Origin of the sequence: Pseudomonas sp. UME65 (assembly GCF_014170225.1) — a bacterium.
Taxonomy (GTDB): domain Bacteria; phylum Pseudomonadota; class Gammaproteobacteria; order Pseudomonadales; family Pseudomonadaceae; genus Aquipseudomonas; species Aquipseudomonas protegens.
This window is the reverse complement of sequence record NZ_LZZQ01000010.1, coordinates 1-22209: the sequence shown is the minus strand read 5'-3', so window position 1 is coordinate 22209 and position 22209 is coordinate 1. Positions and strand designations below refer to the sequence as shown.

Sequence of the window (22209 nt, the reverse complement as noted above, 5' to 3'; positions counted from 1 at the left end):
CAAGAATTCCAGGAGAGACGCCATGTACCAGTATTTCATCGAGGGCCTGCAACGCCTCGGCCGGGCGCTGATGCTGCCCATCGCTATCTTGCCCATCGCCGGTCTGCTGCTGCGCCTGGGCGACACCGACCTGCTGAACATCGCGATCATCCACGATGCCGGGCAGTCGATCTTCGGCAACCTGGCGCTGATCTTCGCCATCGGTATCGCCGTCGGCTTTGCCAAGGACAACAATGGCACCGCCGGGCTGGCCGGGGCCATTGGCTACCTGGTAATGATCTCGACCCTCAAGGTGCTGGACGCCAGCATCAACATGGGCATGCTCGCCGGGATCATCAGCGGGCTGATGGCCGGCGCGCTGTACAACCGCTTCAAGGACATCAAGCTGCCGGAGTACCTGGCGTTCTTCGGCGGCCGGCGCTTCGTGCCCATCGCCACCGGTTTCACCGCCGTGGGCCTGGGGGTGGTGTTCGGCCTGATCTGGCCGCCGATCCAGCACGGCATCAACAGCTTCGGCCAGTTGCTGCTGGAGAGCGGCAGCTTCGGCGCCTTTGTCTTCGGCGTGTTCAACCGGCTGCTGATCGTCACCGGCCTGCACCACATCCTCAACAACATGGCCTGGTTCATCTTCGGCAGCTTCACCGACCCGAGCACCGGCGCCGTGGTCACCGGCGACCTGACCCGCTACTTTGCCGGCGACCCCAAGGGCGGCCAGTTCATGACCGGGATGTTCCCGATGATGCTGTTCGGCCTGCCCGCCGCCTGCCTGGCGATGTACCGCAACACACCGCCGGAACGGCGCAAGGTAATGGGCGGGATCTTCCTGTCCATGGCCCTGACATCCTTCCTGACCGGGGTCACCGAACCGATCGAATTCGCCTTCATGTTCCTTGCCCCCCTGCTGTACCTGGTGCATGCCCTGCTCACCGGGCTGGCCATGGCCCTGACCAACCTGCTGAACATCCACCTGGGTTTTACCTTTTCCGGCGGCGCCATCGACATGGCCCTGGGCTGGGGCCGCTCCACCAACGGCTGGAAGGTGTTTCCGGTGGGCCTGCTGTACGCGGTGGTGTACTACCTGGTGTTCGATTTCTGCATCCGTCGCTTCAACCTCAAGACCCCGGGCCGTGAAGACAGCCCCTCCAGCGAAAAGACTGAACTGAGCGTCGATCAGCGCGCCGCGGCCTACATCAAGGCCCTGGGTGGCGCCGGCAACCTGCTTACCGTCGGTGCCTGCACTACGCGCCTGCGCCTGGAACTGGCAGACCGCAACCTGGCTTCGGACAGCGAGCTCAAGGCTCTGGGCGCCATGGCCGTGGTGCGCCCCGGCAAGGGCGGCAGCTTGCAGGTGGTGGTGGGGCCGCTGGCAGACAGCATCGCCGACGAGATCCGCCTGGCGTCACCCGTTTCGGCCAGGGCTGCGGTGGCACAGGCGCCTGTTGAAGAAACCCCGCAGGTCGACATTTCCATCCACGAAGCCCAGCAGTGGCTCAACGCCCTCGGCGGTCGGGACAATCTGGTGCAGATGGACTGTGTGGCCCTGACCCGGTTGCGAGTGCGAGTGAACAATAGCCGCAGCCTGTCGGAGCCGGCGCTCAAGGGGCTGGGCTGCCAGGGCATGCGGCGCATGGAAGGGGACGTCTGGCACGTGCTGATTGGCGAAAAGGCCGGGGGCTTGCAGGTGGCGCTGACGGGCTTGCTGCACCAAGAGGTCGGCGCAGGTGCTTGAAGGCACTTTCGCCGGCAAGCCGGCTCCTACAAGGCTCCTGTAGGAGCCGGCTGGCCGGCGAAGGCCCACAAAAAAGCCCGCTGACCGTTGCCGGTTCAGCGGGCTTTGTGTCTGTGGATAACCTCAGAACGCTTCGAGGCGCCAGACTTCATAAGCCGGCGTTTCGTAGGGATGGCTCTGCTTGAGGGCCAGTACCACGTCGCGAATCAGTTCGTCGGCCACCACCAGCTCGACCTTCCACTCCTCCACCCGCTCCACCTGGCCGGTCTGCCCGAGAAACGGCTGGCTGCCGTCCAACGGGCGAAACTGGCCCTGGCCAAGCACCTGCCAGGCGCACTGGTCATAGGCGCCGATGCGTCCGCCGCCCGCGGCGAACACAGCGCTCTTGACCGACTCCACATGGCTGGGGGGCACGAAGAAGCTGAGCTTGTACATCAGCCTCAGTTCACCCAGACCCGAGCGTTACGGAACATGCGCATCCACGCCCCATCTTCGTTCCACTCATCCGGGCGCCAGGAGTTCTGCACGGCACGGAACACCCGCTCAGGGTGCGGCATCATGATGGTGACGCGACCGTCGCGGCTGGTGAGACCGGTGATCCCGCGCGGCGAACCGTTGGGGTTGGCCGGGTAACGCTCGGTAACCTTGCCGTGGTTGTCGACGAAACGCAGGGCCACGCAACCGGACAGGTCGGCTTCCAGCAATGCCTCTTCGCTTTCGAACTCCGCATGGCCTTCACCGTGGGCGATGGCGATCGGCATCCGCGAACCGGCCATGCCCTGCAGGAAGATCGAGTTCGACTCCTGCACCTGGACCATGGCCACCCGCGCTTCGAACTGCTCGGAGCGGTTGCGCACGAAGTGCGGCCAGAACTCGCTGCCCGGGATCAGCTCGTGCAGGTTGGACATCATCTGGCAACCGTTGCACACACCCAGGGTGAAGCTGTCGGTACGTTCGAAGAAGCCCTGGAAGGCATCCCGCGCACGGCTGTTGAACAGCGCCGACTTGGCCCAGCCTTCACCAGCGCCCAGTACGTCGCCGTAGGAGAAGCCACCGCAGGCAACCATGCCCTTGAAGTCGTTGAGGTCGACACGACCGGCGAGGATATCGCTCATGTGCACGTCGATGGCGTTGAAGCCGGCGCGGTCAAAGGCCGCTGCCATTTCCACCTGGCCGTTGACGCCCTGCTCACGCAGTACCGCCACCTGTGGACGCACGCCTTTCTTGATGTAAGGCGCGGCGATGTCCTGGTTGACGTCGAAGCCCAGCTTGACGCTCAGGCCCGGGTTGTCTTCTTCCAGTACCACGTCGAATTCCTGCTCGGCGCAGTCGGCGTTGTCCCGCAGGCGCTGGATCTGGTAGCTGGTCTCAGCCCACTGACGCTGCAGCAGGCGACGCTGGCCGGTGAACACGCTTTCGCCGTTGTAGGAGATGCTCACTTCACCGTTGTTGATCGGCTGGCCGATCACGGCCACGCAATCGCCCAGGCCGGCGGCGCTGAACTGGGCCAGCACGTCCGGAGTAGCGTCCTGGCGCACCTGGATTACCGCACCCAGCTCTTCGTTGAACAGGATGGCGGCGATTTCGGCGGTGTTTTCCGCCACGGCGTCGAGGCTCAGGTTCAAGCCGCAATGGCCGGCGAAGGCCATTTCCACGGCGCTGACCAGCAGGCCGCCATCGGAACGGTCGTGGTAGGCCAGCAGGTGACCGTCGGCGTTGAGGCCCTGGATCACCGCGAAGAAGGCCTTGAGGTCTTCCGCATCATCCACGTCCGGTGCCTGGCTGCCGAGCTTGCCGTGGGTCTGGGCGAGGATCGAGGCGCCCATGCGGTTCTGCCCGCGACCGAGGTCGATCAGGATCAGGTCGGTGGTGCCCTTGTCCATGCGCAGTTGCGGGGTCAGGGTCTGGCGAATGTCCGCTACGGGTGCGAAGCCAGTGACGATCAGCGACAGCGGCGAGGTGACGCTCTTGTCCACGCCCTCTTCGTTCCAGCGGGTGGCCATGGACATGGAGTCCTTGCCCACCGGGATGGTGATGCCCAGCTCTGGGCACAGCTCCATGCCCACTGCCTTGACGGTGTCGTACAGGCGCGCGTCTTCGCCCGGGTGGCCGGCTGCGGACATCCAGTTGGCGGAGAGCTTGATGTCGCTGATCTTGTTGATGCGCGAGGCCGCGATGTTGGTCAGGGTCTCGCCGATCGCCATGCGGCCGGACGCCGGGGCATCCAGCAGGGCCAGCGGCGTGCGCTCGCCCATGGCCATGGCCTCACCGGTGTAGACGTCGAAGCTGGTGGCGGTCACGGCCACGTCGGCCACCGGCACCTGCCATGGGCCGACCATCTGGTCGCGGGCCACGAGGCCGGTGATGGTGCGGTCGCCGATGGTGATCAGGAAGCTCTTGCTGGCCACGGCCGGGTGGTGCAGGACGCGCTCGATGCTCTCGGCGATATCCAGGGTGCTTGGATCGAAATCGTCACCCAACTCGTTTTCCCGTACGGCCGAACGGTGCATGCGCGGGGCCTTGCCCAGCAGCACTTCCAGCGGCATGTCCACCGGGCTGTTGCCGAAGTGGCTGTCGGTCACGGTCAACTGTGGTTCGGCAGTGGCTTCGCCGACCACCGCGAACGGGCAGCGCTCACGCTCGCAGATGGCCTTGAAACGTTCGAAATCCGCAGCGCCCACCGCCAGGACATAACGCTCCTGGGATTCGTTGGACCAGATTTCGTGCGGGGCCATGCCCGGCTCGTCGTTGGGGATGTTGCGCAGTTCGAAGCGACCGCCACGGCCGCCATCGTTGACCAGTTCCGGGAAGGCGTTGGACAGGCCACCGGCGCCCACGTCGTGGATGAAGCTGATGGGGTTGTTATCCCCCAGTTGCCAGCAACGGTCGATGACTTCCTGGCAACGGCGTTCCATCTCAGGGTTTTCACGCTGTACCGAAGCGAAATCCAGGTCCGCCGAGCTGGTGCCGGTGGCCATGGAGGAAGCGGCGCCGCCGCCCAGGCCGATGAGCATCGCCGGGCCGCCGAGCACGATCAGCTTGGAGCCGACGGTGATCTCGCCTTTCTGCACGTGCTCGTCACGGATGTTGCCCATGCCGCCTGCCAGCATGATCGGCTTGTGGTAACCGCGAACTTCATCGCCACGAGGCGTGGTAATGGATTGCTCGAAGGTGCGGAAATAACCGGTCAGGGCCGGACGGCCGAATTCGTTGTTGAACGCCGCGCCACCCAGTGGGCCTTCGATCATGATGTCGAGGGCGGTGACGATGCGCTCTGGCTTGCCGTACGGCACTTCCCACGGCTGTTCGAAGCCCGGGATCTGCAGGTTGGACACGGTGAAACCGGTGAGGCCGGCCTTGGGCTTGGCGCCGCGCCCGGTGGCGCCTTCGTCGCGGATTTCACCGCCGGAACCGGTGGAGGCCCCCGGGAACGGCGCGATGGCGGTCGGGTGGTTGTGGGTCTCGACCTTCATCAGGATGTGCACCGGCTCCTGCACCGCACCGTACTGGCGGGTCTCAGGGTTCGGATAGAAACGCCCGGCAACCGAACCGACGATGACCGCGGCGTTGTCCTTATAGGCGGAGAGCACACCTTCGTTGTGCATCTGATAGGTGTTCTTGATCATGCCGAACAGGCTTTTTTCCTGGCTCTGGCCGTCGATATCCCAACTGGCGTTGAAGATCTTGTGGCGGCAGTGCTCGGAGTTGGCCTGGGCGAACATCATCAGTTCGATGTCGTGGGGATTACGCTTGAGGCCCTGGAAGGCGTTCATCAGGTAATCGATTTCGTCTTCGGCCAGGGCCAGGCCCAGCTCGCTGTTGGCCTGCTCCAGCGCAGCACGGCCACCGCCGAGGATGTCGATGGCGGTCAGCGGCTTGGGTTCGGCGTGGCTGAACAGGCCGGCGGCCTGTTCCAGGTTGGCCACCACGATCTGGGTCATGCGGTCGTGCAGGGCGTCGGCGATCAGCTGGGCCTCGGCCTCGCTGAACTCACCTGCCACATAGAAGGCGATGCCGCGCTCCAGGCGCTGGATCTTCGCCAGGCCACAGTTGCGGGCGATGTCGCTGGCCTTGCTCGACCACGGCGAAATGGTGCCGAAACGTGGCAGGACCAGGAACAGACGGCCGGTCGGCTCTTGTACCGGAACGCTGGGGCCGTACTTCAGAAGGCGCGCAAGCACCTGCTGTTCGTCGCCGGTCAGGACGCCGGTGACTTCGGCGAAGTGAGCGAATTCAGCATACAAGCCACTGACAGCCGGTACTTTCTGGCTCAGTTGCTCAAGGAGTTTGCTGTGGCGAAAGGCAGAAAGGGCAGGAGCGCCGCGCAGGATCAACATCTTCGGGACAGCCTCGGGAAGGGGGTGTGCTTTGAGGCCGTGCATTCTAACGTAAACCGCTGGCATCGGCACTCGAAACGCAACCCCCGGGCGCCTCCGGACGTCGGCCCGGGGCCAGCCCCCTATAACAAAGCCTCATCAGGGTCATTGCCGGTGGTTATTTTAAACGTCACATTCAGCGCCCAGGCCCCATTCCTGAGGCCTTCAGCCCGGCTCGACCATCGCTAGCAGACAAGCCCTTCGCTGTCGAGATATGGCGGCCGTTATCCTTTGCGTATACTGCGCCAATGTTTTCCCCTATGGCTTTACGTCCGCGCTGCGCCAAGTGGCTCATCGTTACCGGACTCTTCCTGATGCTCGGCGCCTGTGTTGAGAAACCCAGCACGCTCGAGCGCGTAAAGGAGGATGGTGTGCTGCGGGTGGTCACCCGTAACAGCCCTGCCACCTACTTTCAGGATCGTAACGGTGAAACCGGCTTCGAATACGAGCTGGTGAAACGCTTTGCCGACGATCTGGGGGTGGAGCTCAAGATCGAGACCGCCGACAACCTCGACGACCTATTCGACCAGCTGGGCCAGCCCAAGGGCCCGGTACTGGCCGCCGCCGGCCTGGTGAGCAGCGAGCAGCGCAAGCAGCAGGTGCGGTTCTCCCACCCCTATCTGGAAGTCACGCCCCAGGTCATCTATCGCAATGGCCGTTCCCGCCCCACCACCGCGCAAGACCTGGTGGGCAAGCACATCATGGTGCTCAAGGGCAGCACCCACGCCGAACAACTGGCGGAACTCAAGCTCAAGTACCCCGGCATCGAATACGAAGAGTCGGACGCCGTGGAAGTGGTGGACCTGCTGCGCATGGTGGACGAAGGGCAGATCGACCTGACCCTGGTGGACTCCAACGAACTGGCGATGAACCAGGTCTACTTCCCCAATGTGCGAGTGGCCTTTGACCTGGGCGACGCCCGCAGCCAGAGCTGGGCCGTGGCCGCAGGCGACGACAACAGCCTGCTCAACGAGATCAACAGTTTCCTCGACAAGGTCGAGAAGAACGGCACCCTGCAACGCCTGAAGGACCGCTACTACGGCCATGTGGACGTGCTCGGCTATGTCGGCGCCTACACCTTTGCCCAGCACCTGCAGCAACGCCTGCCCAAGTACGAGAAGCACTTCAAGGCGTCGGCCAAGCAGGAAAAGCTCGACTGGCGCCTGCTGGCGGCGGTGGGCTATCAGGAATCGATGTGGCAGGCCGAGGTCACCTCCAAGACCGGGGTGCGCGGGCTGATGATGCTGACCCAGAACACGGCCCAGGCCATGGGCGTTTCCAACCGCCTGGACCCCAAGCAGAGCATCAGCGGCGGGGCCAAGTACCTGGCCTATATCAAGGAACAGCTGGACGACAAGATCGAGGAACCGGACCGCACCTGGTTCGCCCTGGCCGCCTATAACGTCGGCACCGGCCACCTGGACGATGCGCGCAAGCTGGCCGAGAAAGAGGGCCTGAACCCGAACAAGTGGCTGGATGTGAAGAAGATGCTGCCGCGCCTGTCGCAGAAGCAGTGGTACAGCAAGACCCGCTACGGCTATGCCCGGGGCGGCGAGCCCGTGCATTTCGTCGCCAACATCCGTCGCTACTACGACATTCTCACCTGGGTGACCCAGCCGCAGCTGGAAGGCGACCAGGTTGCCGAAGGCAACCTGCACGTACCCGGGGTCAACAAGACCAAGCCGCCGGAAGAGAATCCGCCGCTTTAAAAGCATTCGCCGGCCAGCCGGCTCCTACGCAGGTTGTGCAGGAGCCGGCTGGCCGGCGAAGGCGATTCAGGCCTTGGCCGCAGCCGCCAGGATCAAGGCCTTCATCTCAGCCACCGCACCTTTGAAACCGACAAACAGAGCGTGTGCCACCAGGGCATGGCCGATGTTCAGCTCGTTGATGCCCTTGATCGCCGCCACCGCCTCGACGTTGTGGTAATGCAGGCCATGGCCGGCGTTGACGATCAGCCCCTGGGCCAGGCCAACAGCAACGCCGTCGACGATACGCTGCAGCTCCTCGGCCACTTCACTGGGCGTCTGGGCATCGGCATAACGCCCGGTGTGCAACTCGATGGCCGGCGCGCCGACCCGCTTGGAGGCCTCGATCTGGCGCTCGTCGGCGTCGATGAAAAGGGACACTTCGGAACCGATTTTCGACAGCCGCTCTACCGCCGCCTTGATCCGCGCCTCCTGCCCCGCCACATCCAGGCCGCCTTCGGTGGTGAGCTCCTGGCGGGTTTCCGGCACCAGGCAGATATGTGCCGGACGGATACGCTCGGCAAAAGCCATCATCTCTTCGGTGACGCCCATTTCGAAGTTCATGCGGGTCTGCAGCACGTCCTTGAGCAGCAGCACGTCGCGCTCCTGGATATGCCGGCGATCTTCGCGCAGGTGCACGGTGATGCCGTCGGCGCCCGCCTCTTCCGCGTCCAGCGCTGCCTTGACCGGGTCCGGGTAACGGGTGCCCCGTGCCTGGCGCAGGGTGGCAACGTGGTCGATGTTCACGCCAAGAAGAATGCGATTGCTGGTGGTCACGGAAGCGCTCCTGAATAAATGAAGATTCGGCGCACAGCATACGGGGAGACTAAGGCTTGCGAAACAACTCGCGACTGACCAGGGGCCGGCCGCCCAGGTGCACCGCCAGGGCCTGGCGCATCAGGCGCTTGGCCGCCGACAGCGCGCCGGGAGCGCTCCAGTCGGCATCGGCCATGGCCAGCAACTCGGTGCCGTTGAACAGCCCCGGCTGCAGCAGGAACACCTGCTCCAGCCCGGCATCCACCTGTAAGCGATACAGGCCGTCGGCAGCAATGGGCGCGCCATGGATGTCGCTGTCCAGGGCAAAGCCGTAGCCCAGGTCATCCAGCAGGCGCCACTCAAAGGCCCGCAGCAGAGGCTCCAGGGGACGGCCTTCGGCCAGGGCCAGCAGCGTGGCAGCGTAGTGGTCGAATACCGCAGGATGGGGATCTTCCGCCGGCAGCAGGCGAATCAACAGCTCGTTCAGATAGAGGCCGCTGAACAACGCCTCGCCATTGAGCCAGGCGGCAATGCCGGCACTTTCCATGCGCCCGACGTTCTTCAGTTCGCCACGGCCGCGAAACTCGACCTCCAGGGGCACGAAGGGCCGCGCCAGGGTCCCGGCCTTGCCCCGGGCATTGCGCAGCACCGCTCGCAGGCGACCTTGGGGGGTAAGAAAATCCACCAGGGCACTGCTTTCGCGGTAGGCGCGGCTGTGCAGGACGTAGGCGAGTTGGCCGACTGGGGCGTTGCTGGACATGGTTGCGAGGGATCTCAGGGGAAGAGAGGGAACCGGGTCCGGAGAAGGGGTTGCAGCTGTTCGCCGGCAAGCCGGCTCCTACAGGAAGGTGCAGGAGCCGGCTTGCCGGCGAAGTGCATCAGAGGTCGCCGTAGCCCAGCGAGCGCAGGGCGCGTTCGTCGTCGGACCAGCCGCCCTTGACCTTGACCCAGAGGTTGAGCATGACCTTGGAATCGAACAGCAGCTCCATGTCCTTGCGCGCCTCCATGCCGATGCGCTTGATCCGCTCACCCTTGTCGCCAATGATGATTTTCTTCTGGCCGTCGCGCTCGACGAGGATCAAGGCATGGATATGCAGGGTCTTGCCCTGCTGCTTGAACTCTTCGATTTCCACGGTGATCTGGTAGGGCAGCTCGGCACCGAGCTGGCGCATGATCTTTTCCCGCACCAGTTCGGCGGCGAGGAAGCGGCTGCTGCGGTCGGTGATCTGGTCTTCCGGGAAGAAGTGGTCGTTCTCCGGCAGGTGCTTGGCGATCAGGCCTTCCAGGGCTTCGAGGTTGTGGCCCTGCTGGGCGGAGACCGGCACGATCTCGGCGTTCGGCAGTTGCTCCTGCAGCCAGGTCAGGTGCGGCATCAGCTCGGCCTTATCCTCGATGCGATCGGTCTTGTTGATCGCCAGGATTACCGGGCCCTGCACGTACTGCACACGCTCCAGTACCAGTTGGTCTTCGTCGGTCCACTTGGTGCGATCGACCACGAAGATCACCACGTCGACGTCTTTCAACGCCGCCGAAGCGGTCTTGTTCATGTAGCGGTTCAGCGCCTTCTCGTTGCTCTTGTGCATACCGGGGGTATCGACGTAGATCGCCTGGATGGCGCCTTCGGTCTTGATCCCGAGCATGTTGTGACGAGTGGTCTGGGGCTTGCGCGAGGTGATCGCCAGCTTCTGACCGAGGATGTGGTTGAGCAGCGTCGACTTGCCCACGTTGGGGCGGCCGACGATGGCGACATAGCCACAGCGTGTTGCAGTTGAATCAGTCATGGCCATTCTCCACGCCCAGGGCAATCAGTGCTGCGGCGGCCGCTACCTGTTCGGCAATACGGCGGCTCACACCCTGACCTCGGCTTTTTTCATTCAATAAGGTGACTTCACATTCAACGAAGAATGTCCGGCAATGCGGTTCGCCCTGGATATCCACCACTTCGTAACGTGGCAATTCGCAGGCGCGGGACTGGAGGAACTCCTGCAGCCGGGTCTTGGGGTCCTTGTTGGTGTCCACCAGGGTCAGGCTCTCGAACTCCGAGGCCAGCCAGGACAGCACGCGGTCACGGGCAGTCTCCATGCCGGCGTCCAGGTAGATCGCACCAATCAGGGCCTCCAGGGCATCGGCAAGGATCGACTCACGACGGAAACCGCCGCTCTTCAATTCGCCGGAGCCCAGGCGCAGGTACTCGCCCAGGTCGAAACCACGGGCCAGCACCGCCAGTGTTTCACCTTTTACCAGACGCGCGCGCAAACGCGACAGCTGGCCTTCGCGGGCCTGGGGAAAGCGCTCGAACAGCGCCTCGCCGGCAACGAAGTTGAGAATGGCGTCACCGAGAAACTCCAGGCGTTCGTTGTTGCGCCCGGCAAAGCTGCGGTGAGTGAGGGCCAGCAGCATCAGCTCCTGGTCCTTGAAGGAATAACCGAGCTGACGCTCGAGACGGCTCAAAGAAACGCTCACGGTTTACCCACGCTGGTTTCGTTGCCGAAACTCGCCATCCCAGGGGCCGCGCACGAGGTGCGGGTGGCAATTAACGCTGTGTTCAAATTTACATCCTGAATATCGTTGACTGCATGCTTCTGGCGATAAGGCTGTTACGGGTCGCCCAAGGGCAAGGCCGTTTTATACAAGAGCCAGAAAAGCATTCGGCGCTGTGTTCAACAGCGCCGCGTGTGATTACTTGATCAGGCCAACCCGCGAGAAATTCGGCAGGTGGCTGAGTTTCGGTTCGGGCCAGCTCATCCAGACTGCGAAGGCCTTGCCGACGATATTCTTGTCGGGAACCATGCCCAGCAGGTCCTTGGGAATACTTGGATCGTCCCAGTAGCGACTGTCGTTAGAGTTGTCGCGGTTGTCGCCCATCATGAAGTAGTGCCCGGCCGGCACCACCCAGCGACCGTCCGGGGTTGCCCGGTAACGGCTCATTTCCTTGCGGATCAAGTGCTCGGCGGCGCCCAGTTTTTCCTTGTACAGCTCGGCGCTGCCCAAGGTGCCGGGTTCAGCCCCCACCAGTTGCTCCGCCACCGGCTGACCGTTGACGAACAGGTGCTTGTCGCTGGTGTAGCGCACTTCATCACCCGGCAGGCCGACCACACGCTTGATGTAGTTGACGTTCGGATCGCTTGGGTAGCGGAACACCATCACATCGCCGCGCTGCGGATCACCGACTTCGATGACCTTCTTGTCGATCACCGGCAAGCGGATCCCGTAGGAAAACTTGTTCACCAGGATGAAGTCGCCCACATCCAGGGTCGGCTTCATCGAGCCCGATGGAATTTGGAACGGCTCCACCAGGAACGAACGCAGCACCAGGACGATGAACAGCACCGGAAAGAACGACTTGCCGTATTCAACCAGCAGCGGCTCTTTGCTCAGCTTCTCGACCACCACCCCGTCCGGCTGGCTGACGCTGCCCTGATAGTTGGCAATGGCGGCACGCCGGCGCGGTGCCAGGAACACCAGGTCGAGCAACGCCAAGAGACCGCAAACGAAGACAGCGATGACCAGCAACAGCGGGAAATTTAGTGACATAGGACCTAACTATCCAACCTGAGCACGGCAAGGAAGGCTTCTTGTGGAATTTCCACGTTGCCCACTTGCTTCATGCGTTTCTTACCGGCCTTCTGCTTTTCCAACAGCTTGCGCTTACGGCTAACGTCGCCGCCGTAGCATTTGGCCAGTACGTTCTTTCTGAGCGCCTTGACGGTTGTCCGCGCCACAATCTGCCCGCCAATGGCGGCCTGGATTGCCACGTCAAACATCTGCCGAGGAATCAGTTCTTTCATCTTTTCGGTCAGCGCACGCCCTTTGTAGTGGGCGTTGTCACGGTGCACGATCAACGCCAGGGCGTCGACCTTCTCACCGTTGATCAGCACATCCAGTTTCACCAGATTAGCCGACTGGTAACGATCGAAATGGTAATCCAGCGAAGCATAGCCGCGGCTGGTGGATTTCAGGCGGTCGAAGAAGTCCAGGACCACTTCGTTCATCGGCAGATCGTAGGTCACCTGGACCTGGCTGCCGAGGAACAGCATGTCGTGCTGCACGCCGCGCTTCTCGATGCACAGGGTTATGACGTTGCCCAGGTGCTCTTGCGGCACAAGAATATTGGCCCGCACGATCGGCTCGCGCATGTCTTCGATCGCCGACAGATCCGGAAGCTTGGACGGGTTGTCGACGTAGATCGTTTCACCGTTCTTCAGTTGCAGCTCGAAGATTACCGTCGGTGCGGTGGTGATCAGGTCCAGGTCGTACTCGCGCTCCAGGCGCTCCTGGATGATCTCCATGTGCAGCATGCCGAGGAACCCGCAGCGGAAGCCGAAGCCCAGGGCGTCGGAGCTTTCCGGGGTGTACTGCAGGGAAGAGTCGTTGAGGGTGAGCTTCTGCAGGGCTTCGCGGAAATCCTCGAAGTCGTCGGAGCTGACCGGGAACAGGCCGGCGTAGACCTGGGGCTGGATGCGCTTGAAACCCGGCAGCACTTCAACGTCCGGGGTCGAGCTCAGGGTCAGGGTGTCACCCACGGGCGCGCCGTGAATGTCCTTGATGCCCGCGATGATGAAGCCCACTTCACCGGCCTTGAGGTCGGTGGTGGCGGTGTGTTTCGGGTTGAATACACCAACGCTGTCCACCAGATGGATCTTGCCGGTGGACTTGACCAGGATCTTGTCGCCCTTCTTCACCCGGCCATGACGTACACGTACTAGGGACACGACGCCCAGGTAGTTGTCGAACCAGGAGTCGATGATCAGGGCTTGCAGCGGGTCTTCGATGTTGCCGGTCGGTGCCGGAATGGTGGTCACCAGGCGCTCGAGCACCTCGTCCACGCCCAGGCCGGTCTTGGCGCTGCAGGTCACGGCGTCGGTGGCATCGATACCGATGATCTTCTCGATCTCTTCCTTGACCCGCTCCGGATCGGCCTGTGGCAGGTCGATCTTGTTCAGCACCGGCATCACTTCCAGGCCTTGCTCGATGGCGGTGTAGCAGTTGGCAACCGACTGGGCTTCGACGCCCTGGCCGGCGTCCACCACCAGCAATGCACCTTCACAGGCCGCCAGGGAACGGCTGACTTCGTAGGTGAAGTCCACGTGGCCCGGGGTGTCAATGAAGTTCAGCTGGTAGGTAATGCCGTCGCGGGCCTTGTAATAGAGGGTGACGCTGTGGGCCTTGATGGTGATCCCGCGCTCACGCTCAAGGTCCATGGAGTCCAGAACCTGGGCTTCCATTTCGCGCTCGGCCAGGCCGCCGCACATCTGGATGAAGCGATCGGCCAGAGTCGACTTGCCATGGTCAATGTGGGCGATGATGGAGAAATTGCGGATATGACTCAAATCACTCACGGATGAACACTCAAAAAGGCTGCAGGCATGGCCCGCCGAAAAATAGCCGGGAATTGTACCTGATACTCGGCACAAGCGTCACGCTCGCCTGTCAGCGTTTGTCAAATGCAAAAACGCCCCGATCCAAGGACCGGGGCGTTACGTCAAGACCCTGGCAAAGCCGCGGAATCAGCCGGCCCGGCGCAACAGCCAGACGCCCGCCACCGCGCAGATACCCGCAGGCACCAGCACCGCGAACAGCGGCGAAAAGCCAAATACCAGGCTCGAAGGGCCCAGCAGATCCTGGGCGATGCGGAAGGTGAAACCCACCAGTACGCCGGTGAATACCCGCTGACCCAGGGTCACCGAACGCAGCGGACCGAAAATGAAGGAAATGGCCATCAATACCAGCGCCGCCGTCACCATCGGTTGCAGGACCTTGACCCAGAACGCCAGCCAGTAGCGACCGTTGTTCAGGCCCTGGTCGGCCAGGTAGTGGATGTAGCCCCACAGGCCGCTGATGGACAGGGATTCCGGCGCCATCACCACAGTGCTCAGCAGTTGCGGGCTCAAGGCCACATCCCAACGTTCGCCGGGCACGCTGATGACTTCGGTATGACCGTCGCGGAAGTAGGTGGTGGTGACATCCGTCAACTGCCAGTAGTCCTCGTGGAAACGGGCCTGGCGGGCAAAACTCGACGACAGCATGTGGCGCTGGTCATCGAAGTGGTAGCGGGTCACGCCATAGAGCAGGCCATTGGGCTGCACTGCGTTGATATGGATGAATTCATCGCCCTGGCGGTGCCACAGGCCGTGCTTGGAACTCTGGGCATCGCCGGAACCCTGGGCCAGGGCCCGGCTGGCCTGGGCCTGGGTCTCGGTGGCCGGCGCTACGTATTCACCCACCAGCACGCCCACCAGCATCAGTACCAGCATGGGTTTCATGACCGCCCAGACAATACGGCCCACCGATACACCGGCCGCGCGCATGATGGTCAACTCGCTGTTACTGGCCAGGCTGCCAAGGCCGATCAGGCAGCCGATCAGGCCTGCCATCGGCAGCATTTCATAGACCCGACGCGGCGCAGTGAGGGCCACGTAGCTCATTACATCCACCACGGTATACGTTTCGTTGACAGCCCCCATTTCATCGATGAAGGCAAACAGCGAGGCCAGCCCGAGGATGATCCCCAGGACCGCCAGGATAGCCATGAACACACTGCTACCGATGTAGCGATCGAGCTTAACCACGAGCCATCTCCTTCACGCTGCGACGACTCGCCATTTTCAAGCGCATCGGCTCCCAATACATCAGGCCGAGGCCGATCAACAGAAACAGTAGGTGCACCCACCACAGCCCCAGGGCCGGGGAAATCTTGCCCTTCTCCAGTGCACCGCGCACGGCGATCAGGATGGTCAGGTAAGCCATGTACAGCAGGATCGCCGGGATCAGCTTGAGGAAGCGGCCCTGGCGCGGGTTCACCCGGGACAGCGGCACCGCCATCAGTGTCACGATGAACACCAGCAATGGCAGGGACAGGCGCCATTGCAGCTCGGCACGGGCTCGCAGGTCATCCTTGCCGATCAGGTCAGCGGTGGGCATGGCATCGCGATCGGTGACTTCGTCGCTGACGTCCGGACGCTCCAGCAAAACACCGTAGGTGTCGTACTTGATCACCCGGTAGTTGGCCTCGCCCGGGTTGCCGTCATAGCGATAGCCGTTTTCCAGGATCAGGTAACGATTGCCGTCGGGGCGAATGTCCTGATGGCCCTTCTCGGCCACCAGCACCGAAATGCCCTCGTCCTTTTTCTGCTGGCCCAGGCGCTTCTCGGAAATGAACACGCCGCCCAGGTTGGTTCGGTCTTCGGACAACTGCTCGGTGTAGGTGACCCGGGTACCGTCGTTGAGCGCCTGGAAGCGCCCCGCCACCAGCGTGTCGAACTCGGTCAGGGCATCCTGCTTGTTCAGCAACAGCTGGAACTGGTTGGCACCCTGGGGCGCCAGGCTCAGGCTCAGCCAAGCCACCAGCAGGGCCACCAGGGCCGCCGGGATCATGGTTATGCCCAACAGGCGTTGCTGGCTCATGCCGGTGGCCGACAGCACGGTCATCTCGCTTTCGAGATAGAGCCGGCCGTAAGCCAGGAGAATGCCGAGGAACAGCCCCAGGGGCAGGATCAGTTGCAAGAAGCCCGGCAGTCGAAAACCCATGATCAGGAACAGCGAGCCCGGATCCAGGGCCCCCGAGGCGGCTTGCGCGAGGAACTTGACGAAGCGCCCGCTCATGATGATGACCAGCAATACCGCGCTCACGGCACTCAGGGTCAGCAGGATTTCGCGGGACAGATAACGAAAGACGATCAAACCAGACACTCCAGGGTTGTCAGGCTAAGGCGGCCGAACAAGCAAACGTATCGAGCCGACCCCAGACGCAGGGCCGCCGAAAAAAGATGGCGCATTATCCTGTGATTGCGCGCGCCTGTCACGGAGGATGCTCACCCAGCGCTCTAATGCGCCGAAACTGGCCCATGCGAGGGTTGTCAGCCGCGACCGGCGAGGTTCAAACTGGCGGCTTTGTCGTCGGCAGCATGCGGCGTCTTCTTCTATATAGATAAGCTCGGCGCAGGACAGCCTCCTGCGCTCTTTGACCATTTATTCAGGGACCCAGACATGGAACTGGTTGTAAAAAGCGTTAGCCCGGAAACGTTGAAGACCGCCACCCTGGTGGTCGCCGTCGGCGAAGGCCGCAAACTCGGCAACGTTGCCAAGCAACTCGACGAACTCAGCGGCGGCGCCATCAGCGCCGTACTCAAGCGCGGCGACCTGGCCGGCAAGGTCGGCCAGAGCCTGCTGCTGCACGGCGTGGCCAAGCTCAAGGCCGAGCGGGTGCTGCTGGTAGGCACCGGCAAGGACGGCGAACTGGGCGACCGCCCGTTCCGCAAGATCATCAGCGGCGTGCTCACCACCCTCAAGGGCCTGGGCGGCAGCGACGCCGTGCTGGCGCTGGATGAAGTCGTGGTCAAGGGCCGCGACAGCTACGGCAAGACCCGCCTGCTGGCGGAAACCCTGGTGGACGGTGGTTATGTCTTCGACCGCTACAAAAGCCAGAAGGCCGAGCCCCGCGCCCTGAAGAAAATCACCCTGCTGACCATCAAGGCCGCCGAAGCCGAAGTCCAGCGCGGCGTAACCCATGCCCAGGCCATCGCCAACGGCATGGCCTTTACCCGCGACCTGGGCAACCTGCCGCCGAACGTCTGCCACCCGACCTTCCTCGGCGAACAGGCCAAGGCCCTGGGCAAGGAGTTCAAGGGCCTGAAGGTCGAGGTCCTCGACGAGAAGAAGATCAAGGAACTGGGCATGGGCTCGTTCTATGCCGTGGGCCAGGGCAGCGACCAGCCGCCACGCCTGATCGTCATGCAGTACAACGGCGGCAAGAAGTCCGAGAAGCCGTTCGCCCTGGTGGGCAAGGGCATCACTTTCGACACCGGCGGCATCAGCCTCAAGCCGGGCGCCGGCATGGATGAAATGAAGTACGACATGGGCGGCGCCGCCAGCGTGTTCGGCACCCTGCGCGCCGTGCTGGAGCTGAAGCTGCCGATCAACCTGGTGTGCATCCTGGCCTGCGCCGAGAACATGCCCAGCGGTGGCGCCGCGCGTCCTGGCGACATCGTCACCACCATGAGCGGGCAGACCGTGGAGATCCTCAACACCGACGCCGAAGGCCGCCTGGTGCTGTGCGATGCCCTGACCTACTCCGAGCGCTTCAAGCCACAGGCCGTGATCGATATTGCCACCCTCACCGGCGCCTGCGTGGTCGCCCTGGGCGCCCATACTTCGGGCCTGCTGGGCAACAACGACGAACTGATCGGCCAACTGCTCAGCGCCGGCCAGCAAGCCGACGACCGCGCCTGGCAACTGCCGTTGTTCGACGAGTACCAGGAGCAACTGGACAGCCCGTTCGCCGACATCGCCAACATCGGCGGGCCGAAGGCCGGCACCATCACCGCCGCCTGCTTCCTCTCGCGCTTCACCAAGAACCTCAACTGGGCGCACCTGGACATCGCCGGCACTGCCTGGACCAGCGGTGGCAAGGACAAAGGCGCCACTGGCCGTCCGGTCCCCCTGCTGACCCAATACCTGCTGGACCGCGCCAAAGCCTGAAAACCATGACCGCAGGGGGCGCCGCATGAAGGCGGAGCCCTCCTCGGCTCAGGAAGCCCAATGACCAAAGTCGACTTCTATATTCTTCCCAGCGCGGACCCTGCGGCGCGCCTGGATTTTGCCTGCAAGCTCACCGACAAGGCCTGGCGCATGGGCCACCGCATCTACCTGCATTGCAGCGATGCAGAGCAACGGGACGAGCTCGATGCCCGCCTGTGGCGCTTCAAGGGCGAAACCTTCGTCCCCCACGGCCCGGCGGAAAGCGAACCCGAAAGCCTGATCGTCCTCGGCCTCGGCCAGGACCCCGGCCCCCACAATGACCTGCTGGTGAACCTGGACCTGAAAGTGCCGGCCTTCGCCCCGCGTTTTGCCCGGATTGCCGAGGTGGTGGTGGAAGACCCCGCTATTCGTCAGGCGGCCCGCGAGAGTTTCCGTTTCTATCGCGAACAGGGCTATCCTCTGCAAGATCACCGTTTACAGCGACTCTGAGCACCCGATGGACACTCCCAATCCGCTGCAAAAGCCCGCGCACCTGCTGGATGACCTCGAGTCGATCCGTAAACTGCTCGGCGATGAAAACCTGCAACCGCCACTGCTGACCGAGACCGTCAGCAGCGAAGTACAGATTCCCCTGCTGTTCGATATGGTGGGCAACCAGCAGCCGGCCGCTGCCCAAGCCGCTCCTGCCGCACCCGCCAAGGCGCAACCCGCGCCAGCCCCGGCGCAAGTGGCCACCCCCGCGCCGGCTCAAGCGGCAACACCCGCTCTAGCACCTGCAGCGGCGGCCCCCGTCGCCAAGCCTGCCACCGCCAGCAACAACGCCGATGCCTTGCTGCACCTGGACAGCGAACTGCGCGCCGCCGCACAACTGATCATGCAGGACGTGATCGACGACTTCGCGCCGCATATCGAAACCGAGATCAAGCGTCGCCTCGACGCCCGCCTGGAACGCCTGCTCGCAGCGGCCACCAGCGGCAAACCATAAGCCACACGCAAAAGCCGGGCCGGGCCATCTTGTCGCTTGCCGCTGGTGGCTTGCTGCCGCCCCCCTCCGCTATACTTCCCGGCTTTTCCTGAATAAATGCCAATAGGGTCCCGCCGCGCATGGATAAGACCTACCAGCCGCACGCCATTGAAACTTCCTGGTACCAGACCTGGGAGTCCGAGAACTACTTCGCCCCGCAAGGCGCGGGCGACTCCTACACCATCATGATCCCGCCGCCGAACGTCACCGGCAGCCTGCACATGGGCCACGGCTTCAACAACGCGATCATGGACGCCCTGATCCGTTTCCGCCGCATGCAGGGTCGCAACACCCTGTGGCAGCCGGGCACCGACCACGCCGGTATCGCCACGCAAATGCTGGTGGAGCGCCAGATCGAAGCCCAGGGCCAGAATCGCCATGACCTGGGCCGGGAAAAATTCCTCGAGAAAGTCTGGGAATGGAAGGATCAGTCCGGGGGCAACATCAGCCGCCAGATCCGCCGCCTGGGCTCCTCCGTGGACTGGAGCCGCGAGCGCTTCACCATGGACGACGGCCTCTCGGAAGCGGTGAAGGAAGCCTTCGTGCGCTTGCACGAAGACGGCCTGATCTACCGCGGCAAGCGCCTGGTCAACTGGGACACCAAGCTGCACACGGCGATTTCCGACCTCGAAGTGGAAAACCACGACGAGAAGGGTTTCCTGTGGAACCTCAAGTACCCGCTGGCCGACGGCGCCAAGACAGCCGAAGGCAACGACTACCTGATCGTCGCCACCACCCGTCCGGAAACCATGCTCGGTGACTCCGCCGTCGCGGTGAACCCTGAAGACGAGCGCTACAAGGCCCTGATCGGCAAATTCGTCGAGCTGCCCCTGGTGGGCCGCCGCATCCCGATCATCGCCGACGATTACTGCGACCCCGAATTCGGCACCGGCTGCGTGAAGATCACCCCGGCCCACGACTTCAACGACTATGAAGTCGGCAAGCGCCACAACCTGCCGCTGCTCAACATCTTCGACAAGAACGCCGCCGTACTGCCGGCCTGCCAAGTGTTCAACCTGGACGGCAGCCTGAACGACAGCATCGACGGCAAGATCCCGGCCGAGTACGTGGGCCTGGACCGCTTCGAAGCACGCAAGCAGATCGTGGCCGCGTTCGACGCCGCCGGCCTGCTGGTGAGCGTCGACGACCACGCGCTGAAAGTGCCGAAGGGCGACCGTTCCGGCACCGTCATCGAGCCGTGGCTGACCGACCAGTGGTATGTCTCCACCAAGCCGCTGGCAGAACCTGCCATCGCCGCCGTGGAAGACGGCCGCATCGCCTTCGTGCCCAAGCAGTACGAGAACATGTATTTCTCCTGGATGCGTGACATCCAGGACTGGTGCATCAGCCGCCAGCTGTGGTGGGGACACCGCATTCCGGCCTGGTACGACGAGTCGGGCAAAGTCTATGTCGGCCGCGACGAAGCGGAAGTACGGGCCAAGCACAACCTCGGCCCGGACGTTGCCCTGCAGCAGGACAACGACGTGCTCGACACCTGGTTCAGTTCGGGCCTGTGGACCTTCTCCACCCTGGGCTGGCCGGAGCAGACCGACTTCCTCAAGACCTTCCACCCCACCGACGTGCTGGTCACCGGCTTCGACATCATTTTCTTCTGGGTCGCCCGGATGATCATGCTCACCATGCACCTGGTGAAGAACGAAGACGGCACGCCGCAGGTTCCGTTCAAGACCGTGTACGTGCACGGCTTGGTCCGCGACGGCCAGGGCCAGAAGATGTCCAAGTCCAAGGGCAATGTCCTCGACCCGCTGGACATCATCGACGGTATCGACCTCGAAACCCTGGTGCAGAAGCGCACCACCGGCCTGATGCAGCCCAAACTGCAGAAAGCCATCGAGAAGCAGACCCGCGCCGAATTCGCCGACGGCATCGCCAGCTACGGCACCGACGCCCTGCGCTTCACCTTCTGCTCCCTGGCCACCACTGGTCGCGACATCAAGTTCGACATGGGCCGCGTCGAGGGTTACCGCAACTTCTGCAACAAGATCTGGAACGCCGCGCGCTACGTACTGGACAAGGGCGAAGACTGCGGCCAGAACGGCGAAGCTTACGAGCTGTCCCTGGCGGACCGCTGGATCATCTCGCAGCTGCAGCGCACTGAAGCCGAAGTCACCCGCCAACTCGACCAGTTCCGTTTCGACCTGGCCGCCCAGGCCCTGTACGAGTTCATCTGGAACCAGTACTGCGACTGGTACCTGGAGCTGTCCAAGCCCGTGCTGTGGGACGAGAACTCGCCGGTTGAACGCCAGCGCGGCACCCGTCGCACCCTGGTGCGCGTGCTGGAAGTGGCGCTGCGCCTGGCGCATCCGTTCATGCCGTTCATCACCGAGGAAATCTGGCAGCGCCTGGCGCCGTTGGCAGGCAGCACCGGCAAGACCATCATGCTGCAACCTTGGCCGGTGGCTAACGAAACCCGCATCGACCAAGGCGCCGAGGACGACATCGAATGGCTCAAGGGCCTGATGCTCGGCACTCGCAACATTCGCGCGGAAATGAACATCGGCCCGGGCAAGCCCCTGGCCCTGTTCCTGAAGAACGTCAGCGCCGAAGACCAGCGTCGCCTGACCGAGAACGAAGCCTTGCTGAAGAAGCTGGCCCGTCTCGAGTCCATCACTGTGTTGGCTGCCGGCGACGAAGCGCCGCTGTCCGCCACGGCCCTGGTGGGCGAGATGGAAGTGCTGGTGCCCATGGCCGGCCTGATCGACAAGGGCGCCGAACTGGCGCGCCTGGACAAGGAAATCCAGCGCCTGCAAGGCGAAGTGCAGCGAGTGGGCGGCAAGCTGTCCAACCCGTCCTTCGTCGACAAGGCCCCGGCCGAAGTGATCGAGAAGGAACGCGCCAAACTGGCCGAGGCCGAACAGGCCCTGGGCAAGCTGGCGGAGCAGCACGCACGGATCTCCAGCCTGTAACGGCGATTCGCGCAGTGTGAAAGAGGGAGGCCGCAAAGGCCTCCCTTTTTTATTGGCGGCAGATCGCTTTCGCTGGCAAGCCAGCGAAAGCGTTACGCGGTGGTTTGCCAGGAGCCGGCTTGCCGGCGGCGAAGCCTCCCGCCCCAACGCCGCAAGATATGGGACAATGCCCGCC

General features: G+C 63.2%; 16 protein-coding genes. 6 read left to right on the top strand and 10 right to left on the bottom strand.

Features of this window, described 5'->3' with window-relative positions:
* Window positions 1–22: 22 nt before the first annotated feature.
* Window positions 23–1729 carry an N-acetylglucosamine-specific PTS transporter subunit IIBC gene (gene nagE, locus A9971_RS07810; protein ID WP_123430105.1) on the top strand — a complete coding sequence of 569 codons (1707 nt, stop codon included), beginning with the start codon at window positions 23–25 and terminating at the stop codon, window positions 1727–1729.
* Between the two features lie 123 nt (window positions 1730–1852).
* On the opposite strand, the gene A9971_RS07805 is transcribed toward nagE, so the two are convergent.
* Both A9971_RS07805 and purL read right to left on the bottom strand, forming a co-directional pair.
* Window positions 1853–2164, bottom strand: a complete 312-nt coding sequence (locus A9971_RS07805; RefSeq protein WP_015634269.1) for a YqfO family protein — start codon at window positions 2162–2164, stop codon at window positions 1853–1855.
* Between the two features lie 5 nt (window positions 2165–2169).
* Window positions 2170–6066, bottom strand: a complete 3897-nt coding sequence (gene purL / locus A9971_RS07800; RefSeq protein WP_011059426.1) for a phosphoribosylformylglycinamidine synthase — start codon at window positions 6064–6066, stop codon at window positions 2170–2172.
* 287 nt (window positions 6067–6353) lie between these two features.
* Here purL and mltF point away from each other — a divergent pair, with 287 nt between their 5' ends.
* Window positions 6354–7814 carry a membrane-bound lytic murein transglycosylase MltF gene (gene mltF, locus A9971_RS07795; RefSeq protein WP_011059425.1) on the top strand — a complete coding sequence of 487 codons (1461 nt, stop codon included), beginning with the start codon at window positions 6354–6356 and terminating at the stop codon, window positions 7812–7814.
* A gap of 66 nt (window positions 7815–7880) precedes the next feature.
* On the opposite strand, the gene pdxJ is transcribed toward mltF, so the two are convergent.
* The 8 genes from pdxJ to lptF all read right to left on the bottom strand — a co-directional run bounded on the left by pdxJ (window position 7881) and on the right by lptF (window position 16286).
* The gene (gene pdxJ / locus A9971_RS07790; protein ID WP_011059424.1) at window positions 7881–8627 is read right to left on the bottom strand and encodes a pyridoxine 5'-phosphate synthase; all 747 of its coding nucleotides are present in this window, start codon (window positions 8625–8627) and stop codon (window positions 7881–7883) included.
* Window positions 8628–8676: 49 nt separating this feature from the next.
* Complete coding sequence (gene recO, locus A9971_RS07785) at window positions 8677–9366, bottom strand: DNA repair protein RecO (protein WP_011059423.1); 690 nt, start codon at window positions 9364–9366, stop codon at window positions 8677–8679.
* 118 nt (window positions 9367–9484) lie between these two features.
* On the bottom strand, window positions 9485–10387 hold the full coding sequence (gene era, locus A9971_RS07780) for a GTPase Era (protein ID WP_019094760.1): 903 nt from the start codon (window positions 10385–10387) through the stop codon (window positions 9485–9487).
* Window positions 10380–11069, bottom strand: a complete 690-nt coding sequence (rnc, locus tag A9971_RS07775) for a ribonuclease III (RefSeq protein ID WP_011059421.1) — start codon at window positions 11067–11069, stop codon at window positions 10380–10382. Before rnc ends, era begins: the two co-directional genes overlap by 8 nt.
* 216 nt (window positions 11070–11285) lie before the next feature.
* Window positions 11286–12140: a signal peptidase I gene (lepB, locus tag A9971_RS07770; RefSeq protein ID WP_011059420.1), complete on the bottom strand. Its 855-nt coding sequence runs from the start codon at window positions 12138–12140 to the stop codon at window positions 11286–11288.
* A 5-nt stretch (window positions 12141–12145) separates the two neighbouring features.
* Window positions 12146–13945, bottom strand: coding sequence for a translation elongation factor 4 (lepA, locus tag A9971_RS07765; RefSeq protein WP_011059419.1), 1800 nt, complete (start codon window positions 13943–13945; stop codon window positions 12146–12148).
* A 168-nt stretch (window positions 13946–14113) separates the two neighbouring features.
* Window positions 14114–15175, bottom strand: a complete 1062-nt coding sequence (lptG, locus tag A9971_RS07760; protein ID WP_183001365.1) for an LPS export ABC transporter permease LptG — start codon at window positions 15173–15175, stop codon at window positions 14114–14116.
* A complete protein-coding gene (gene lptF / locus A9971_RS07755; RefSeq protein WP_015634263.1) occupies window positions 15168–16286 on the bottom strand; it encodes an LPS export ABC transporter permease LptF in 1119 nt (372 codons plus the stop codon). Before lptF ends, lptG begins: the two co-directional genes overlap by 8 nt.
* Before the next feature lie 306 nt (window positions 16287–16592).
* Here lptF and A9971_RS07750 point away from each other — a divergent pair, with 306 nt between their 5' ends.
* From A9971_RS07750 to A9971_RS07735, 4 genes are all read left to right on the top strand, one after another.
* Window positions 16593–18083 (top strand): leucyl aminopeptidase, encoded by a 1491-nt coding sequence (locus tag A9971_RS07750; protein WP_011059416.1) that lies wholly within the window; start codon window positions 16593–16595, stop codon window positions 18081–18083.
* A 60-nt stretch (window positions 18084–18143) separates the two neighbouring features.
* On the top strand, window positions 18144–18572 hold the full coding sequence (locus A9971_RS07745; RefSeq protein WP_015634262.1) for a DNA polymerase III subunit chi: 429 nt from the start codon (window positions 18144–18146) through the stop codon (window positions 18570–18572).
* Between the two features lie 7 nt (window positions 18573–18579).
* Window positions 18580–19068, top strand: coding sequence for a DNA polymerase III subunit chi (locus A9971_RS07740; RefSeq protein ID WP_183001364.1), 489 nt, complete (start codon window positions 18580–18582; stop codon window positions 19066–19068).
* A 119-nt stretch (window positions 19069–19187) separates the two neighbouring features.
* Entirely contained in the window at window positions 19188–22034 is a 2847-nt protein-coding gene (locus A9971_RS07735; protein ID WP_053156478.1) for a valine--tRNA ligase, read from the top strand.
* Window positions 22035–22209 lie beyond the last annotated feature (175 nt).